Genomic DNA, 16,815 nt, shown 5'->3' with positions numbered 1-16,815 from the left:
TTTCTAAGGTGGTGTTAATTCGCTTCAATTCTTTTGCCGCAACGCGGTATAGATTAAGGCATTGACTACGGTTGCTGCCATGGGGCTTCCCCCGCGGGTCCCCAGAACAGTAATCGAAGGGATTTCCTGGTGCTGCCAAAGTAAATCTTTGGCTTCCTTGGCACCGACAAAGCCCACAGGGATGCCGATGATTAAAGCCGGACGTGTTTCGGGATTCTCGGCCAGACGCAAAACCTCCAACAGAGCCGTAGGAGCATTGCCAATCGCAACTATTGCGCCCTGCAATCGATCCGGATACATCCGAAAGGCGGTCATTGAGCGGGTAATCCCCCACTCTTTAGCTTGTTGAGCAATTTCCGGTGCATTCAAATTGCACTCAACACTTCCTCCTAGGGATTTAAGTTTTTCTTTGGCGATTCCGGCGCGTACCATCTCCACATCCGTGATAACCCTGGCTCCGTGTTTCAGGGCTTCAAGGCCGCAATCAATAGCTTGAGGATGGAGGGCAATAACCTGTTCCAAGGATGGATCACCACTGGTATGAATTAAGCGTTCGACCACTGGATATTCTTTTTCCGGCCAGTCACGCGTAAGAGCAGAACGAATGATATTCATACTTTTCTTTTCAATTTGCTGGGGATCCAATATAAACTCTGTCATCCTCGACTGGCCTCCTTGATGCGCTCAGACGCCAGTTGGGCAATGCCGTCATCAGCTCCCAATTCTCTGGTAAAGACAATTTCGACTTCCGGATGCTGTTCGCGTATCTCTTTCAGTTCTTCATGAATATCATAGGTGACATGAATTCCCCGGAAGAGAAACAGCGGCATAATAACAATATGAGAGGCACCTTCCTGGATTTTTTCCGCTACAGCTTCAGGAAGACTGGGATGATCGTGAGCCATATAAGCAGGCGTAACTTGTTGATCTAGTAAGGAACTTACTTTTTCAGCGACCTCTAAAAGTCCTTGATTTGCTTCTGCGCGGCGGCTTCCATGTCCTAAAAGAATGATCTCAGTTTTCATCAAAGAGTTCCTCCATTTGTTTTAGAAATTGCGGTATCGAATGAGCAACAACTATCGGAATATCCGAGCTGCTTATTGTTTTAGCGGACGGCCGCTTTAAAAGAACCAGAGGTATATCTAACCTGCGGCAAGCTTCTGCTTTTTCCAAGGTTCCTCCTACTTGGCCGCTTTCCTTAGCAACCACAACATTAATTTTTAATTGCCGGAACATGGCTTCGTCCCAGGCTTGAGAAAACGGCCCTTGGGCAGCAATGATCTGATTGGGCTTAAATCCTAGGTTTTCACAACGTGATAAAACCTGGGAAGTGGGCAAGACACGTATGAAAAGGCTTTTATTGTTTAAACAGGGTTGTGCCCTCCAATCCGGCAAGGAATTGCTCCCGGTGGTAAGCAGGATGCGTTCCCCCAGAGCGGCCGCCTTTTGGGAAGCGCCTGGAATATCCTCGGCCCAATGAATCAGACGGTGATCCTCAAGATCCAGGGGCAAACGCTCCCAGCGCAGATAGGGTATTTTTAGTTCGCTGCAAACATTTTGAGCTATTTCCTTGACCTGCAAGGCATAAGGATGGGTGGCATCGACGAGAGCTGAATAAGATCCACCTTTAAGAAGGTCTGTTAGCTGCTCGGCATTTATAGCTCCTGAACGAGCATCCAGACCTGATTCCGCGACTAAATCTGCTCCGTAAGCGGTGAGAGTCGATACTAATACCTCATGTCCCCGGCTCTTTATGGCTTCAGCCAAATTGCGTCCGTCTTCTGTCCCAGCTAAGACCAGGAACTTCATAATTTATAGCCTCGGGAAGTCACCATATAAGGTCCGACGATACGGGTTTGGGAATTTCCGACAATGACCGTCGTCAGCATATCGATGGGGTGATTAGTAAATTCGGCAAGGTTCGTGATTAAGACACTGGATTCGTCACCTCGTAAGGCTTCACGAACAAGCCCGACGGGAGTATCAGGACGGCGGTATTGCAAAAGGATTTCCCGGACTGTTTCAATATGTTGGGTACGGCCTTGACTTTTCGGATTATAAATAGCAAAAATGAAATCCCCTTCAGCGGCTAAGCGAACCCGTTTTTCAATAACTTCCCAGGGGGTAAGTAAATCACTTAAACTGATCACGGCAAAATCATGCATGAGAGGTGCCCCAAGCATGGAGGCCGCCGCTGAGGCTGCCGTAACGCCCGGGATAATTTCCAAAGGGAGGTCCATAAGTCCCGCCTGTTCCATACATTCAATGATAATCCCAGCCATTCCGTAGACTCCGGCGTCTCCGCTGCTTACCACGGCAACTCGGTGCCCTTCTCCTGCCAAACGAATGGCTTCCCGGCAGCGATCAATTTCCTGCCGCATGCCGGTGGCAACAACTTCTTGATGGGTTATAAAGGGCCGAATCAAATCTATGTAAGTTTTGTAACCTACGATGTATTCTACCTCATTTAATACGGATTGAACCCGTGCTGTCATGTGTTCAGGATCTCCGGGTCCGAGTCCCACGACAAAGAGTTTGCTATGCTGATGGCCACCGTGACTCCCTGTCCTTTGGTCTTGGGCAGAATCAGCTGCCCCTTGTGTGCTCCCAGTATACTCGCTGCTTCGCATACTCCGTCCACTCCTATCTTTTCCATTACAAAGTTTGATCGGGTTAGTTGTTCCTGGTTAATTGCTGTTTGAAGTTCAGCGGCGGAAAAGGTTTGAAAATCAACTCCGAGGGATTGAGCCGCTTTCCGCAATCCCTCCTCATCAGCTTTTAAATCAATACTATAAATGCCGGAAATAGCTTTTAAGGATGCACCGATTTTTTCCATATCTTCAGTGATACGCTCTAAGACCACAGTGCCGGAAACTCCTCTGCGGCAACCGACTCCGACACTTAAAACCGGAGGGATAAGATAAATACAATTCGCCGGGATGTCACGTTTCGGAAAAGCATCGATAATTACATTTGCTTCATCTTCAGCCTTTATGTTTCCTACATTATGATTATCTAAAGCATGATTATCTAAAGAGTCCTTCATTCCATTTCTTGATTGATCACCTTCGCCTCTGCAATTCAAATAATCTAGAGATTTTCCTCTTCCATGCCCCACAGAAAAACAATAGTGAGGATCGTCGAGAAGTGTTGGGTCAATGCTCAGAATATATGGAGTTACTACTTTGAGGACTTTCTCTTCCAGCAGCAAACGATTGACTGCCGGTAAATGGTCAACAGGCTCTACCTTCCAGCCAAACCTTCGAGCGTATTCATCGGGTGCTATGATCCCCCGGCCATCTGTAGCGGTAGTAATAACTGCCTGGGCATCAATTTGCTTGGCAATTAGTCTGGCCCAGGCATTCGCGCCTCCTAAATGCCCGGAAAGCAAAGGAATTACAAATTTCCCTGCCTCATCTAAAACCAATACGGCAGGATCTCGGTCTTTCCTGTCGATCAATGAAGCTATCTTTCGAACCACAATTCCTGAAGCCATGATAAAGATAAGTACTGAACCTTCCTGCCATAGTGCAGGAACAAGGTCCCCTAAACGCTGAAAAATTCGAATAGGGATAGAGCCTTCTCTTTCTTTGTCTTCGGATGTGATCATTTTTGGAATCGCTTTTTCATGAAGATAAAGAGTCGGGGCCATAGAACTGGGAAGATTCTCTCCAATGCGAAGAGCTGTAGTCAAACCGCGATCTGTTATGGCAAGCAGCGCTATCTTCACGATTCTTTTCCTTGTCTGAATTCGTGAGTAAAGGTTGGGTCATAAAGCTTGGACCGAGCATATCCCCCTGCAGGATCTAAGAAATCTCCCACAAGGATTTGGGCCTGTTTTCGGATACCGGCGGCTTTCACTTTATCGACGATGGTTTCCAAGGTTCCGAAAACGATCTCTTCGTCAGGCCAGCTGGCTTTGGCAACTACGGCAATGGGAGTGGTGACAGGATATCCTCCCTCAAGTAAAGCTTCAACCACAGACTTCATATCTTGAACGCTTAGAAAAATTGCCATACTGGATTGGTGTTTAGCTAAAAGAGTTAAGGCTTCTCGCTCCGGGACTGGGGTTCGACCGGCCAAACGAGTGAGAATTAACGTTTGGCTGATATCCGGCAAGGTAAATTCCCGCTTGACTGCTGCAGCAGAGGCAAAAACTGAGCTGACTCCCGGAATTACTGAATAGGAAATCCCTTGCTGGTCCAACCGATCAAATTGTTCTTTAATGGCTCCATACATGCTTGGGTCTCCGGTATGGAGACGAACGACGGTTTCACCGTTTGCAGTTCCCTCGATCATTAAAGTGATAACCTCTTCCAGGGTCAAAGAAGCACTGTCATGACAGGGAGTTCCCGGTTTAGAAAGCTTAAGTAACTCAGGGTTGACTAAAGACCCGGCGTATATGACCCGATCCGCTTTCTCAATTGCTCGTGATCCTTTGATAGTAATCAGTTCCGGATCACCAGGACCAGCACCTACAAAGATAACTTCACCCTTTGTCTTAGTTTCGCTCACCCTTTTCCCTCCCCAATAAATTCTTTTTAACCAGAAGCAGACTGAGATAGTCTACCTTATCTGTTTGAAAATCTTCAGGTTTCGGTTCCCAGCGGATTTCCTCTCCGAACTGTCCCAGGCGTGTCAGTAAGACGGCTTTGCGATCTCTTTCTTTAAGAAGATTTAATATTTCAGGAAGTCTGCGTGAGACTTTCATTAAAACTAAATTGGGAAAATCAAGATATTGTCCAACATCCTCCGTGCTCGGCAAAACTAGTAAAGGCTCATCCCCCGTCGCCAGCGGCAAATTGATTTTCGCAGCCGCAGCCGCCATAGCAGTAATGCCTGGGATGGTAGTAATTAAATCGGAAGGTAATTTTTCTTCCAAAAGATTTAGCAGGTAACTGTAAGTACTATATAAGGAGGGGTCTCCTAAGGTAATAAAGGCGATAGATTTACCCTGCTTTAGCTCCTTTAAGAGCATTTCAGCTCCATCCTGCCAGGCTTTAGCTAAAACTTGCTGATCAGCTGTCATGGGCATTTCTAATTCTAAAAGACGCACATTCGCTGGACAATGGACTTTAGCGATGTCCCAGGCAACACTTTCCCTTTCCATTTTCGATTTTGGTATGGCGACCAGATCTACTGCCTGCAAGACATCGACAGCCTGCAGAGTTAAAAGGCGAGGGTCTCCCGGTCCTACTCCGACTCCATAAAATTTTCCCCATGTTGTTGTCATCATCGTACCCCTTTTCGTGCAGATAGTATAAAGACAGGATTTAAGGCTTGGGCCATATGCAGATTTTGAACGGGCTGCCAACGGACAGCTTGCAGAGAGACAATATCAATGTCCTGATAGTTCAGTTCAGTCAGTAAGTTTACGCTCTGAGACATGGTTTCGAGAGTTACAGCTGTTATTACAACCCTTCCCCCCTCAAGGAGGGGTACCATTCGCAAAATATCTTTCATTCGCCCCTTACTTCCCCCAATAATACAGACATTAACGGCGGGAAGTTCAGCAAAAACGTCTGGAGCAGTTCCGGGGATCAAGCGAAGATTCGAAACTTCAAACTTTTGCTGATTGGCGACAATTAAAGCTTGTGCTTCAGGATTATTTTCAATGGCATAAACAACTCCCTCAGGAGCTAAACCTGCAGCTTCAATACTGATACTTCCGGTGCCCGCGCCGATGTCAACGATCGTATCGGTTTTGGAAATTTGGGCCTTGGCGAGGACTTGGACTCTAATCTCCGACTTGGTCATAGGAACTTTTCCCCGCAAAAATTCCTGGTCAGGAATCCCTATCCGACTCCTGGAGGCAACATTTGCTGCAGTCTCAAACTGATGGTCTGTTGAATGCATTGAATCCGGATGCAGAATAAGAATCGCGTTCTTCAATAAATCTTTTTCCTGGGCCAAATGACGGGCATCCATTAATTGCCATAGTTCTTCAGGATAAGCCAGAGCATTCCCTACTGAAATATTCGGATTTTGTCCCAAATCGAGATAGAATTGAGCAACGTTTTGGGGAGTATTTGCCCCGCCGGTCAATACTGCTGTCAGACGAATTAGTTTGGGGGGGAGTAATGACAGATCTCGTCCATGAACACTGACAAAGTCAGCCTCTTGCCAAGGCAGACCAGCTCTGGCAAAGGCAAACTGAAGAGAACTAATTCCGGGGTACACATCCATCTGTTCCTCGGGGAATTCTTTTTTTAACCTTGGCAGCAGGCTGAAAAACCCAGGGTCACCCGAGACGAGAACACCAATGACTTTCTTCTCCAGAAGAGCATCTTTAATCACAGTGAGGCTGGAGTCAAGGTCTCCGGACAAACAATGTTGACTGCCCGGAAAATCAGGAAACAATTCAAGGGCTCGTGACCCTCCTATTAGTACATCACAGTGATTAACAAGATCTCCAACAGCCGGTGGCAGCCATTCCGACCTGCCGGGACCAATTCCGATTACCTTTAACATTTCTTCCCCTTCTTCCGTGGTTGGATCGCTGTCTCAAAAACTCGACGGCAGATCTGTGAGAAAAATATAGAGAATAAAGAAAACTTAGCTAACGCTCCAAGACACTGTCTTCGCACGTATAAACTCTTTTTGCAGTTAGCCGAAGGTTTCTCTCTGATAGTATTAAAAAAGAGCCTGAGCGGCTCGTATGGTTTACCCTTAATAAACACACACATTACCTATCGCTCGTAGGTCAGTGAATTACTTAAGTAAGGTTTTCTGGCTTCAAATCATCATTCTCTCCATCATTTCAAGATCTAAATGGACGGGAGAGAACTCCTTGTTCACAGTGGCGGGACCGCGCCGGATTTACACCGGCTTCCCCTTTCAGATCCTCATTGACTGAGGAGCCTTAAGTATTTGATATGAAATTATCTCGAAAGTTACTAAGTAAATTAAGAGGCTGCTTTATTGTCTAAGTATTCTATAAATATATACAAAATTCCTCTTTTTGAAGAAAACTTATCTGCCCAAGCAGTTTAAAAATCAAACAACGATACGATAATCTGATTTTTATTGTAAGGCTTAACGTCTATTTAATCAATTAATTCTTAAATTATTCTTTTACTTCAGTTTAGGTTTAACAAAACATAATGATTATATTTTAACCATATATGTTATATTATACCATCAATTATTAGGAACTACACTAACTCCTCTAGAATAATATATTTTGCATAAAGTGCAAAGAAAGGAGTTCATGATTTATGCCCATAGCTAAAAAAACGAGCATAGGTTCTGTTGCCATTGCAGCCCTCGTGGGCGGAGTAGCCGGCGCGTTTGTCGGGTTAATGGTCTCGCCGAAGAGCGGAGAGGCATTACGTAAAGATATTCAGACTAGAGCCGTCAATATTGCCGATCATGTCCAAGATTGTACTGTTCAACAAGCAGAAACCATAAAAGAAAAAAGCACGAATCTTTTGGAAAAAGGAAAGAAAATCAAAGAAGATCTCAATGTTCTATGGCAGGACATAAAACCTCGAAAATTAGGTTATAAGAACGTTGTTCAGTCCTCACTTGAAGAGATCATCGAATCAGAAGTAGAGAATGAAAGCCCTTCAGAACCCCTTACCGAAACCCCATCTTCAGAAACTTCATTTCCGGAAACTCCAGCTCAAGATGATATTGAAACCTTGCTTTAGAACGTTATCCATTGACAAAGAAAGCCCTAAAATCGTTTTTAAGCGATTCTAGGGCTTACCATTAAAAGGTTCAAAAGGCCATTTCCATTGCTGACTTTCAATTATCTTCTGGGCATTCCTATCCCAACCAACCGGCTTTCCATTCAATAGAGTCATGATGGTTCCCACTCTCAGACGGTTAAAAGTAAACCCTTGGGCACGTTCGCTGGCTAATTGTGCCAGATGATGGAGCAGCCCGTCATGACCTTGATTTAAAAGCTCCAGCGCAGCACCTTCGGTAGTAGGAGATTCTGAAAGCAACGATAAGGTTTCAGACTGAATTCCCATGAGGGCAGCGTGGGCCAGCAAAATTTCCATTCGGGCATCTGCCACGCGGTTGTGAGTGTGGAAGATCCCTCCTGAAACTTTGATTAATTTTCCAATATGCCCGAGTAAAACTACCTCCTCAATACCCCGGTAAGCGGCTTCTTCCAAGAGAAAACCAACAAAATTACTCATTTGGATAACAGCTTCCGTAGGAATATTAAAATCTTCTGTGGCAACTCGAAATCCATAATGCCCCGGAGTAAGGACAATTGCTTGATGCCCATAAGCCACCGCTTGATCTAATTCCGGTAAGATCGAGGTTTTAAAGGCTTCTTCGGACATTGGACGAACAATCCCGCTCGTTCCTAAAATTGAAATTCCGCCAACAATACCCAAACGTGGATTTAGAGTATGCTTGGCAGTTTCTTCTCCCCCCGGAACTTCAACAGTTATTTCAAGTTCTTCCTGAGGAAAAACTTCTCTGACTGCTTCGCGAATCATTCGTCTTGGCACTGTGTTAATGGCTTTCTCTCCCACCGGTTGATCCAAGCCTTTTTTAGTGACCCTGCCAACTCCTTGTCCGCCATTGATATGGACATCACCTTGAATTGAGAGCTTGCGTACCAAGACACGGATCTCTAATCCGTCCGTGATATCGGCATCGTCTCCGCCATCTTTGAGAATACTCGCCGTCGCTCTGGCATTTTCAAGGTTTCCGCCATGGACAGGCATCGTTAATCGAGCTTGATTCGGCAGAGGTATTTCAATTCGCTCCGGCAAACTACCTCCTTGAAGGAGAAGACAAGCTGCTTTGGCAGCGCCGGCGGCACAACTGCCTGTTGTATATCCTTCGCGCCAGGTATGTCGATCTTTATCTCGAGCCATATTGATCTCCTATTAGCAAATTAATGGAATTAAAGACAGTTTTTATTCTGAAGCAGTATTATCCCGAAACGAAACGATGATTATCCTTAAATAGTTTGTTTTATTGTGGTTCACTTTTATGCGACACAGTCTGTTCTTTATAGATTAAATAATTTTCCATGATTAAATTATCGAGTTGGAGAAATTACATGAATTCAATCTGAAAAACTATATCTTTCAATTTATACTTAAATTTATTTAAGTATAGTTGATAAAGTATGTTAGATCAAGTTAACAATTGTTTATCCAATCGTGAGACTCCCACTTCTTGTAAGTGGTAGTGGTCCCCGGTCTCTGCTTCGGTGGGGGTAGAGTCCCGATGTTCAGCTTTAGCTGAACGAGTTCACTAAATCCACATACAATCTTCGTACTCTATCATCAGTAGTTTATCTTCAGTACTATATATTAACTATATATTCAGTATTTTATCTTGAGTACTTTCTTTCCTCAGAACTAAGATTATCCTTTCAGCTAAACATCCAATATATTAACTGTAAACAATAAACCTAAATTCATTATAAAATTCCTAGGCGAAGCTTAAAACGGACAAAAAGGGCCAATACAAATACAATAAGAATGAAAGCACTTATCCATAAATCTCTTATCGAAATGGTTTGCTGAGGTTGAACGGACAAAGCCCGCGTTAAACCATACCCCCGGTTCAGCATGGCCATCGACAGGGTATTAGCCATCATAATCGAGTTAATAAACAAAGGGACCATAACTGGGACATAGGAACGAATTGTACCAATAATCCCTTTTCCTTGGAAATTCATGCCCCTTGCCATTTGAGCCTCAAGAATAAGGCATCTTTTTTTATCTAAGGTGGGAATAAAGCGCAGTGCCGTGGTCAGTATCATAGATACTTCGGCGGGAACCTTCAGCCATTGAAAAAAGCAGGTGAATTCCTCAAGTGACGTTGTGAAGGTCAAGATTGAGGAAGCGATCAATAAACTCCATATCCGGAGTAAAAAGGTCGTCCCCATTAAAAAGCCTCCGACGGTGGCTCCCAAGTGATTCCCTGGGAAAAGATAAAAGAGAATTTTTCGGTTGTCAATGTGTTCAAAGTGCTGAGGTGAGAAAGAAAACCCAGTAACAAGGGTGATCGAAATGACAATAGGCAGTAAAGGAACGATCAGGCCTAGGATTTTACGCAGAGGGATATTTATCCACAAGGCGATAAGGCCCGTGAAAAGGATAATAGCAAGCTGGTAAATAGGATTTTGAAATAAAAAAGTCAGTATGATAATCACTAAGAAACAAAGCATTTTACTGCGAACATCTAAACGGTGAATTAAGGTATTTTCTGATAAAGAGGCAGCTAACATTTTGTCATTTCCCCTCTTTCGAAAAGTGCCGTAAATTCTTCCGGGTGGAGTAACGTCTCTTGAATTCCCATGTCACGTAAACCTAAGGAAAGCCGACAGAGCTGGGGTGGAATTATAGAGGCATCTGCTAAAACCTTTTCTTGGGCGAAGACCTCCCGGGGATGCCCATCAAGAAGAATCCTGCCCTCATTCAGAACAATAACCCGTTGGGCATATTGGGCTACAAGATCCATATCATGACTTACCATGACAATGGTCGTACCCGCTTGATGAAGTCGGTTGATCAATTCCATCATTGCCTGTACTCCCGACCAGTCTGTTCCAGTCGTCGGTTCGTCAATAATTAAAATTCGAGGATTAAGCACTAGGATTGAAGCTACAGCAATCATCTGTCTTTCTCCTTTTCCCAAGGTAAAAGGGTGAAGATGACGAAAGCCCTCTAAGCCGGTTTCTTGAAGTACTTGTTGAATTCGTTCTTTGATTTCTGAGGTAGTCAAACCGCTGTTTCTCAGGCCGTATTCAATTTCTTTTTCAACGGTGGTGGAAAAAATCTGATGGTCTGGATTCTGGAAAACATAACCAACGATTTTTCCCAAATGAGAAATATCATTGTCTTTTGTACTCATACCATGAACAAAGACTTCCCCGTTTGATGGTTTCAACAGACCATTCAAATGTTTTGCTAACGTCGTTTTGCCGGCACCGTTTTGACCAATCAGAGCAACAAAATCCCCGATGTCTATTGTTAAATTTATTCCTTGTAGAGCATTTCTTCCTGATTTATATTGATAAAATAAACCTTTGATTTCTATGGCCTTTTCCTTGAGCAGCTGACACTCCTTCTGATCTTGCATTTGCGACTGAAGCCATGAAGGGCCTACATCCTCAGACATCTGATTTTTGGTAACCTGTGTATGATTAGAAAGCAATTTTTTTAAAAGTATTTCGGCAGCCGATATATCTAATGGGATTTCTTCAAGGGATATCCATCCTCTTTCATATAATTCCCATCCGATAAGACTGACAGGCAAAGGTTTTATCCCATACCGGAGCAATAAAGGAATGTTGCGAAAAAGTTGAGCCGGTTCACCACGCCAAACCAGTTGTCCCTGATTTAAGACGATAATTTCATCCGCCCTGTTGATCACTTCTTCACCGGAGTGCACTGCCAATAGAATGGTCAAGGCATTTTTCCGGCGCAATTCATCGAGGGTTGCGAAAATCTCCAATTGACCCGCAGGATCAAGTTCTGACGTAGGCTCATCGAGCACTAATATCTCTGATTTCATCGCCAGAACCCCTGCAATCGCCAACCGCTGTTTCTCTCCGCCGGATAATTCCTCAGTCAAACGATGATTATATCCTTTAAGCCGAACCTTTTCTAAGGAGTGATCAACACGTTGTTGGATTTCTTCTAAGGGAACAGAAATGTTACGGGGACCAAAAGCCGTATCTTCTTCCACAGTACGGCCAAGAATTTGAGTTTCCGGGTCTTGGAGGACAAGCCCTAAAATTGTGGACATGAGCTGGACAGGAGTATTCCTCACGTTTCTGCCGGCCACTCGAACATCTCCGGTCAATTTTCCTTCAAAAAGCTGTGGTATTAAGCCGTTAAGGCATAAACTTAAGGTTGTTTTCCCGGCTCCGGTAGCTCCCATTAGGACAACGAACCGTCCTTTTTCAATGGTAAGGTTAATTCTCTGCAAACTTTCCTCGACAGAATTTGGATAATGATAAGAAACATTCCTTAGTTCGATGGCTTTATCATTTTCAGTATTAACTAAGGTTGAGTGGGTTGTTTGATTAGTTCCTGCCGCGTTGGTTGTTTCTATGGCCACAGTTTCTTCACTTTCCTCCTTTAATCCTAGATAAGCCGAGTCCCTTTGATTGCTTTATAGGCAATCGCCGAAATTATTACATTAAGGGCAGAACCGAGGACGAGAAAAGGAAGTAATCCGAGTACTCCACCCATTCCCATGATTGGCAGCATAGCAAAAGAAGATACAACTCCATTTAGTATTATTCCGGCAATGGCGGCAGGTATAAGGCCGAAAGTTTTATTCACCCAACGATAAGCCAAGGCCCATAAAGCCATCTGTACTGCAATATAAAGATGAACAGGGATTGTTAAAGGGAATCCAACTACAGCTGAAGTTAATAAGTGACCAAAAGCTATAACCACGGCTCCCTCAATTCCTCCAAAGGCTAGAGCACAGAAAAAACCAGGGGCTGAATCCATACCGATAGTTCCCACCGGACTTGGAATTTTAATTAGTGCACCCACATAACTCAAGGCTAAGAAAATAGCCATGACAGAAAGCCGTTTGACATTCCAGGCGGACAGCTTGACCTCTTTTGTTTCCATGTTGTTGATTTGACCCATTAATTTTTCCCCCTTAATATTTCATATGTTTTACATTAAACTTCATTTGTTTATAGAATTACATTCTAATTCTCATCTGTTAGTATTTTTATGCTTCATAATTTTGTGTTATAGTTTCAATGATTATTTCATCGATTCCTCCATCGATTCCTCATTTCACTATGTCATGCCCCATCTCCCCAGCTCTCTTATCTCCTCCGTTATATCCTTAGTTCATTAGATTAGTGCACCAATTTTATTAAGCTGTAATTGATCCCGGTTTAAAGAAAGTAAATTCTCTTTTGTTGATGAAGAAGCAGAGAAAACAAGACACGTGGATGGACCAGCGGATTTATTTAAGTCTAAAGAACAGGATTGATTAATTAACAACTTACTGTTATTATTTGAGGCTAACAGCTGGGCCTCTTTCAAAATTCCTTTTGACCCCACGGGTATAACGTCATGGATTCCAAGAACTTCTAAGAGCTTTTGCAGATCTGTAACCTGTACGATTTCTGGATCTTCCGGATTGCAAAGTTCAGAGCCGACTTTTGGCATACCAAGGCAGTAAACTTCATCTCCAATTTGTGAAGTTCCTACTCGCAGATGTTCTGTACGAACTGTGCCAATGACACTTATGCCGAGCCCAGTTTGTTGGGTCGGTATATTTTTTTCGGTGCTTACAGCCATCGAGAGGTTAAGCCCGGCAAAGTCTAACTCTTCTTTCACCCCCTTTAATAGTTCCTCACCCGTCGGAGAAGGTTCGTTAGAAATCGCCACAGTCATGATTTTCGGTACTGCGCCTACGGCTAGGACCTCCAGCAGGGCAACTCTGGTGGTCATTCTTCCAGTGACCGACCAAGATACTTTAACGACATCAAACTCTTTTAATCCGATTGCCCCGCAGGAATCACAAGATGCAATTAGATATTGCTCTGGATTTATCAAAACAGCTTCTATATCGCGACCCTGATATCCCAAACTTCTATCACTCCTTTCTCTTAGCAGAACAAAAAGTTCATAGTCAAAAGTCTGCTCCCTAGGAAACAGATTTTTGACCATGAACTTTGCCTTGATTCATGTTCTACATTATAGGCAGGTCTCCTGACTTAGAATCATCAACTTATACACCTTCCCGGTCACCCAGTGGCTTTATATAAGTCTCCTCATTTACAGTGGTGGGTCCGTCTGGGATTCTCACCCAGTTCCCTATTCTCCCTTTATTTAAAGGGCACCTCTAATGTCTGATTTTTAATTTAATTAATCGTATTTTAATCTATAAAAGCTTAGATTACAAGAGTTTTTTGAATCACCAAAATTAGAAACTGTGTAGGTCAAGGGTACAACCGACGGTTAAGCTGCGGTTAGCGAGAATAAAAGTTAGTCTTCTGAGCAATATAAAATGACAAAATACCAAAAGGAGGCTGCCATTATTATGAAATTAGCAAACAATGAAGCCCTGAATCTCAACGAATTAACACTGAGTTGTGTTAATTCAATTACAAATATGGCTTTCTTTCTTAGTCAGGTAAAAGACCCGGAATTAAGGTCCATTATTCAGGGACATTTTGATTACCACGTTAAGGATTATAACATTAAAGTTGAATATCTCAGCAGACCGGACGGTCCGACATCTACCCTCCAAGTTCCTCCCTTAAACAATACCCTGCCTAATTACACCGAATCACAAACAAACGTGCAATCGGTTACTCCAAGGACACAATTAACCGCGTTAAATGATAGAGAAATTGCTACATCCTATATGCTGACCTTAAAAAGAGCAGGTCGTGAATATGCATGGTCAGCCATGGAAGCAGGCAACCCTGGCTTAAGATCATTTTTAGAAGATGCTTTTAAAATGTCATCACATCACGCCTATGATGTTTGGCAGTGGATGGTTAAGAAAGGTTATTATCCTCTTGAAGCTGCTGATCAAACCACAATGAACATCCTTGGACAGTCTTATAATGTTGTCCAAGGTCCGGCTGCAACCTTACAATGAAAAATCATGGCACTCTCATTCGGGGAGTGCCATGATTTTTGGGTCCGGAAAGGATTAGGAAATTAATTCATTTCAGTTTCTTCTTAAATACCTTATGTGTTTACTTCACGGCACCCCCCCAGGCCCTGACATCCGGGAGGATAAAGGCAAGTCCAAGGCCCAGTACAGGAAGTAAGCTTATGATGTTCATAGTAAAGGGCAGGCCGAAACGATCAGCGATAGCTCCAAGTAATGTTACCCCGATAGAACCCATACCAACTGCAAAACCTAGCATCAGTCCTGAAGCAAGCCCAATATTACGAGGCAAAAGCCTTTGTCCAAAAACCACAGTGGTAGAAAAAGTCGAAATCAATGCGGCACCGACAATGAATGCGAGAATGGGGATCCCAATTCCATTTAGGTGCAGAAACGGGTAGACAGTGGCTAAACAAAGAACCATAGAGACCAATAGGCCCTTGCGCCCGCCGAAACGGTCGGCAAAAGGCCCGCCGACAATTGTGCCTACTGCCCCGGCAATTAAAAAGGTGCTCACCAGATAATCAGGTTTTTCAATTCCTTTAAAATTAGGAAAATAAAAAGGGATAAAATAAACCAGGCCGGATTGTATCCATGACCTTATCGTTACATACAGGATTAAAATTATGAGGCTTCCTACTTGATTTTCATGATCCATTTGATCTCCATTATTTTTTCGTACATGTAAATTCTTCGCTAGTAATTTATTGAATTTAGGTAATAGAAACACGAAGACCAAAGCGGCCAAAGCTCCCGGAATCATTACACCCTGAATTGAACCTAAACCAGAAAAGCCCAAAACAAACGCAGCTAACATAGGACCTAGACCATATCCTATATTCCCTCCCACTGAAAAGATCGCCATCGAAGACCCGGCTTTGCTGTCCTCGCTAATGAAATGAGCTATTTTAGAACCTTCAGGGTGATATCCCGCTACTCCAATACCACTCAAAAGCACCACAAGTAAAAGCAACCCGTAGGTTTTAACAGTGCCAGTGAGAGCTAAACCTAAACCAGAAAGGAGAAGCCCCAGGGGCATTAACCAGGGCATGCTGCAACGATCGCTTAAAACACCGAAAATTGGCTGGATAATCGCTGAACTAAAAGTAAAAGCCAACGCAACGATACCGATTTGAAAATAGCTAAGATGAAAGCTCTTCGCTAAGAAGGGAGACATAATAGGAAGGACCCCTTGGCTCAAATCTACAATTAAATGGCCAATGCTTAAAAACCACAAATATGGATTCACTTATATCGCCTCATTCTCTATTTCAATTTTTCACCAACGGCATGGGCTAACACAATGCTTGCAGGTGTTGTTAACACTAAAACTTTGGAAATCGGAAATGGCCGGTTATTTTAGAAGGCCAGCTTTGGAGTTGGTCCGTTTCACTCGCCGTGGGTCCTGCAATATGTAAAATATATGGTACGCCATCCTTCCTCCGTTTATCAGAGATAATTGCAACATGTTCATGTGGATTATCAAAAATAACAATGTCTCCAGGCTGCCATTGGTATAGGTTTTCAGCGTCACCGGGTTTTATATCCCTCGTAAGTTCTGTTCCGTACCTTCGAAAAAAAACAATCAAGTTTGGAACCCGGCGAAAATCTATATTTGGATCGGGATTGCCCGCAATACGAGAATATTTTGCAGGATTTTCCCGGATATCTTTATCCACTAATGCCTTTAAATTATAACCCGCATCACGCATAGCCCTCCACACAACGTCAGTACACACACCTTCACTGTCGGGAGGAAAACCTCCTTGGTAATAAGCGCTGCGATAATGAGGCTTTCTGTTCACTTCCGCTCTGGCCCCTTTAACAATGTCTTGTAAATCGGTGATGCCATCGTTATCCTTATCACTTGGGCATGAAATATTGGGGATCTTAAGTGACTGTCCTATGGGCAACTTGTCTATAGGATGGAACAAATCAATACCAACCCATGATATCAGGGCTAATCCTATTAGGCTGAACAAAACCGTATATCGTTTAACAGATCTTTTCAGGCTGATCACCTCACCAAGGACACATTTTAATATAGTTACTTTTGAACTTTCTTCCATCCACATCCAAGAGAATTATCATAACAGACGTATCTACTTAAGATAAGGTATTTCGATATGTGAATTTTAATTTCCTTCTACTGAGCATTTCTTATTCTTATTTACTCTTTTATAAAAACAAGGCCCGAATAATTGTATGAGCTTGAAGGCCAGCAAC

General features: G+C 43.4%; 17 protein-coding genes and 2 riboswitches. Of the genes, 2 read left to right on the top strand and 15 right to left on the bottom strand.

Features of this window, described 5'->3' with window-relative positions; translation table 11 throughout:
- Positions 1 to 24: 24 nt before the first annotated feature.
- Genes DESACI_RS11615 through DESACI_RS11580 form a run of 8 tightly spaced genes read right to left on the bottom strand, consistent with a single transcriptional unit; the run spans position 25 to position 6,471 of the window.
- Positions 25 to 660, bottom strand: a complete 636-nt coding sequence (locus tag DESACI_RS11615) for a precorrin-8X methylmutase (RefSeq protein ID WP_014827390.1) — start codon at positions 658 to 660, stop codon at positions 25 to 27.
- Positions 657 to 1,025 (bottom strand): sirohydrochlorin chelatase, encoded by a 369-nt coding sequence (locus DESACI_RS11610; RefSeq protein WP_014827389.1) that lies wholly within the window; start codon positions 1,023 to 1,025, stop codon positions 657 to 659. Before DESACI_RS11610 ends, DESACI_RS11615 begins: the two co-directional genes overlap by 4 nt.
- Positions 1,015 to 1,809 carry a precorrin-6A reductase gene (gene cobK, locus DESACI_RS11605; protein ID WP_014827388.1) on the bottom strand — a complete coding sequence of 265 codons (795 nt, stop codon included), beginning with the start codon at positions 1,807 to 1,809 and terminating at the stop codon, positions 1,015 to 1,017. Before cobK ends, DESACI_RS11610 begins: the two co-directional genes overlap by 11 nt.
- On the bottom strand, positions 1,806 to 2,495 hold the full coding sequence (gene cobJ, locus DESACI_RS11600) for a precorrin-3B C(17)-methyltransferase (RefSeq protein ID WP_014827387.1): 690 nt from the start codon (positions 2,493 to 2,495) through the stop codon (positions 1,806 to 1,808). The genes cobK and cobJ overlap by 4 nt, the downstream gene beginning before the upstream one ends.
- A complete protein-coding gene (locus tag DESACI_RS25180) occupies positions 2,492 to 3,730 on the bottom strand; it encodes a cobalt-precorrin 5A hydrolase (RefSeq protein ID WP_014827386.1) in 1,239 nt (412 codons plus the stop codon). The genes cobJ and DESACI_RS25180 overlap by 4 nt, the downstream gene beginning before the upstream one ends.
- Positions 3,727 to 4,515: a precorrin-4 C(11)-methyltransferase gene (gene cobM, locus DESACI_RS11590; protein ID WP_014827385.1), complete on the bottom strand. Its 789-nt coding sequence runs from the start codon at positions 4,513 to 4,515 to the stop codon at positions 3,727 to 3,729. The genes DESACI_RS25180 and cobM overlap by 4 nt, the downstream gene beginning before the upstream one ends.
- The gene (gene cobI / locus DESACI_RS11585; protein ID WP_041276061.1) at positions 4,502 to 5,233 is read right to left on the bottom strand and encodes a precorrin-2 C(20)-methyltransferase; all 732 of its coding nucleotides are present in this window, start codon (positions 5,231 to 5,233) and stop codon (positions 4,502 to 4,504) included. Before cobI ends, cobM begins: the two co-directional genes overlap by 14 nt.
- A complete protein-coding gene (locus tag DESACI_RS11580; protein ID WP_014827383.1) occupies positions 5,233 to 6,471 on the bottom strand; it encodes a bifunctional cobalt-precorrin-7 (C(5))-methyltransferase/cobalt-precorrin-6B (C(15))-methyltransferase in 1,239 nt (412 codons plus the stop codon). Before DESACI_RS11580 ends, cobI begins: the two co-directional genes overlap by 1 nt.
- Positions 6,472 to 6,702: 231 nt before the next feature.
- Positions 6,703 to 6,880: riboswitch (cobalamin riboswitch) on the bottom strand.
- A gap of 337 nt (positions 6,881 to 7,217) precedes the next feature.
- Here DESACI_RS11580 and DESACI_RS23095 point away from each other — a divergent pair.
- Entirely contained in the window at positions 7,218 to 7,652 is a 435-nt protein-coding gene (locus tag DESACI_RS23095; RefSeq protein ID WP_014827382.1) for a YtxH domain-containing protein, read from the top strand.
- 48 nt (positions 7,653 to 7,700) lie between these two features.
- Here the strand turns inward: DESACI_RS23095 and cbiD are convergent, their stop codons facing one another.
- The 5 genes from cbiD to DESACI_RS11550 form a co-directional block, all read right to left on the bottom strand.
- Positions 7,701 to 8,843 (bottom strand): cobalt-precorrin-5B (C(1))-methyltransferase CbiD, encoded by a 1,143-nt coding sequence (gene cbiD, locus DESACI_RS11570; protein WP_014827381.1) that lies wholly within the window; start codon positions 8,841 to 8,843, stop codon positions 7,701 to 7,703.
- Positions 8,844 to 9,397: 554 nt separating this feature from the next.
- On the bottom strand, positions 9,398 to 10,210 hold the full coding sequence (locus DESACI_RS11565) for an energy-coupling factor transporter transmembrane component T family protein (protein ID WP_014827380.1): 813 nt from the start codon (positions 10,208 to 10,210) through the stop codon (positions 9,398 to 9,400).
- Positions 10,204 to 12,048 carry an ABC transporter ATP-binding protein gene (locus DESACI_RS11560; protein WP_014827379.1) on the bottom strand — a complete coding sequence of 615 codons (1,845 nt, stop codon included), beginning with the start codon at positions 12,046 to 12,048 and terminating at the stop codon, positions 10,204 to 10,206. The genes DESACI_RS11565 and DESACI_RS11560 overlap by 7 nt, the downstream gene beginning before the upstream one ends.
- A gap of 26 nt (positions 12,049 to 12,074) precedes the next feature.
- Entirely contained in the window at positions 12,075 to 12,593 is a 519-nt protein-coding gene (locus DESACI_RS11555; protein ID WP_014827378.1) for an ECF transporter S component, read from the bottom strand.
- 216 nt (positions 12,594 to 12,809) lie between these two features.
- Entirely contained in the window at positions 12,810 to 13,553 is a 744-nt protein-coding gene (locus DESACI_RS11550) for an AIR synthase family protein (RefSeq protein ID WP_041276060.1), read from the bottom strand.
- A 96-nt stretch (positions 13,554 to 13,649) separates the two neighbouring features.
- A riboswitch (cobalamin riboswitch) is annotated at positions 13,650 to 13,826 on the bottom strand.
- Between the two features lie 181 nt (positions 13,827 to 14,007).
- On the opposite strand from DESACI_RS11550, the gene DESACI_RS11545 reads away from it, so the two are divergent.
- A complete protein-coding gene (locus DESACI_RS11545; protein WP_014827376.1) occupies positions 14,008 to 14,574 on the top strand; it encodes a spore coat protein in 567 nt (188 codons plus the stop codon).
- 100 nt (positions 14,575 to 14,674) lie between these two features.
- On the opposite strand, the gene DESACI_RS11540 is transcribed toward DESACI_RS11545, so the two are convergent.
- Positions 14,675 to 15,838 (bottom strand): MFS transporter, encoded by a 1,164-nt coding sequence (locus DESACI_RS11540; protein ID WP_014827375.1) that lies wholly within the window; start codon positions 15,836 to 15,838, stop codon positions 14,675 to 14,677.
- A 76-nt stretch (positions 15,839 to 15,914) separates the two neighbouring features.
- On the bottom strand, positions 15,915 to 16,658 hold the full coding sequence (locus DESACI_RS11535) for a DUF1287 domain-containing protein (protein ID WP_014827374.1): 744 nt from the start codon (positions 16,656 to 16,658) through the stop codon (positions 15,915 to 15,917).
- Between the last annotated feature and the right edge of the window lie 157 nt (positions 16,659 to 16,815).

This window comes from Desulfosporosinus acidiphilus SJ4 (assembly GCF_000255115.2).
GTDB lineage: Bacteria > Bacillota > Desulfitobacteriia > Desulfitobacteriales > Desulfitobacteriaceae > Desulfosporosinus > Desulfosporosinus acidiphilus.
The sequence above is the reverse complement of the archived record's forward strand: the minus strand, read 5'-3'. Positions and strand labels throughout refer to the sequence as shown.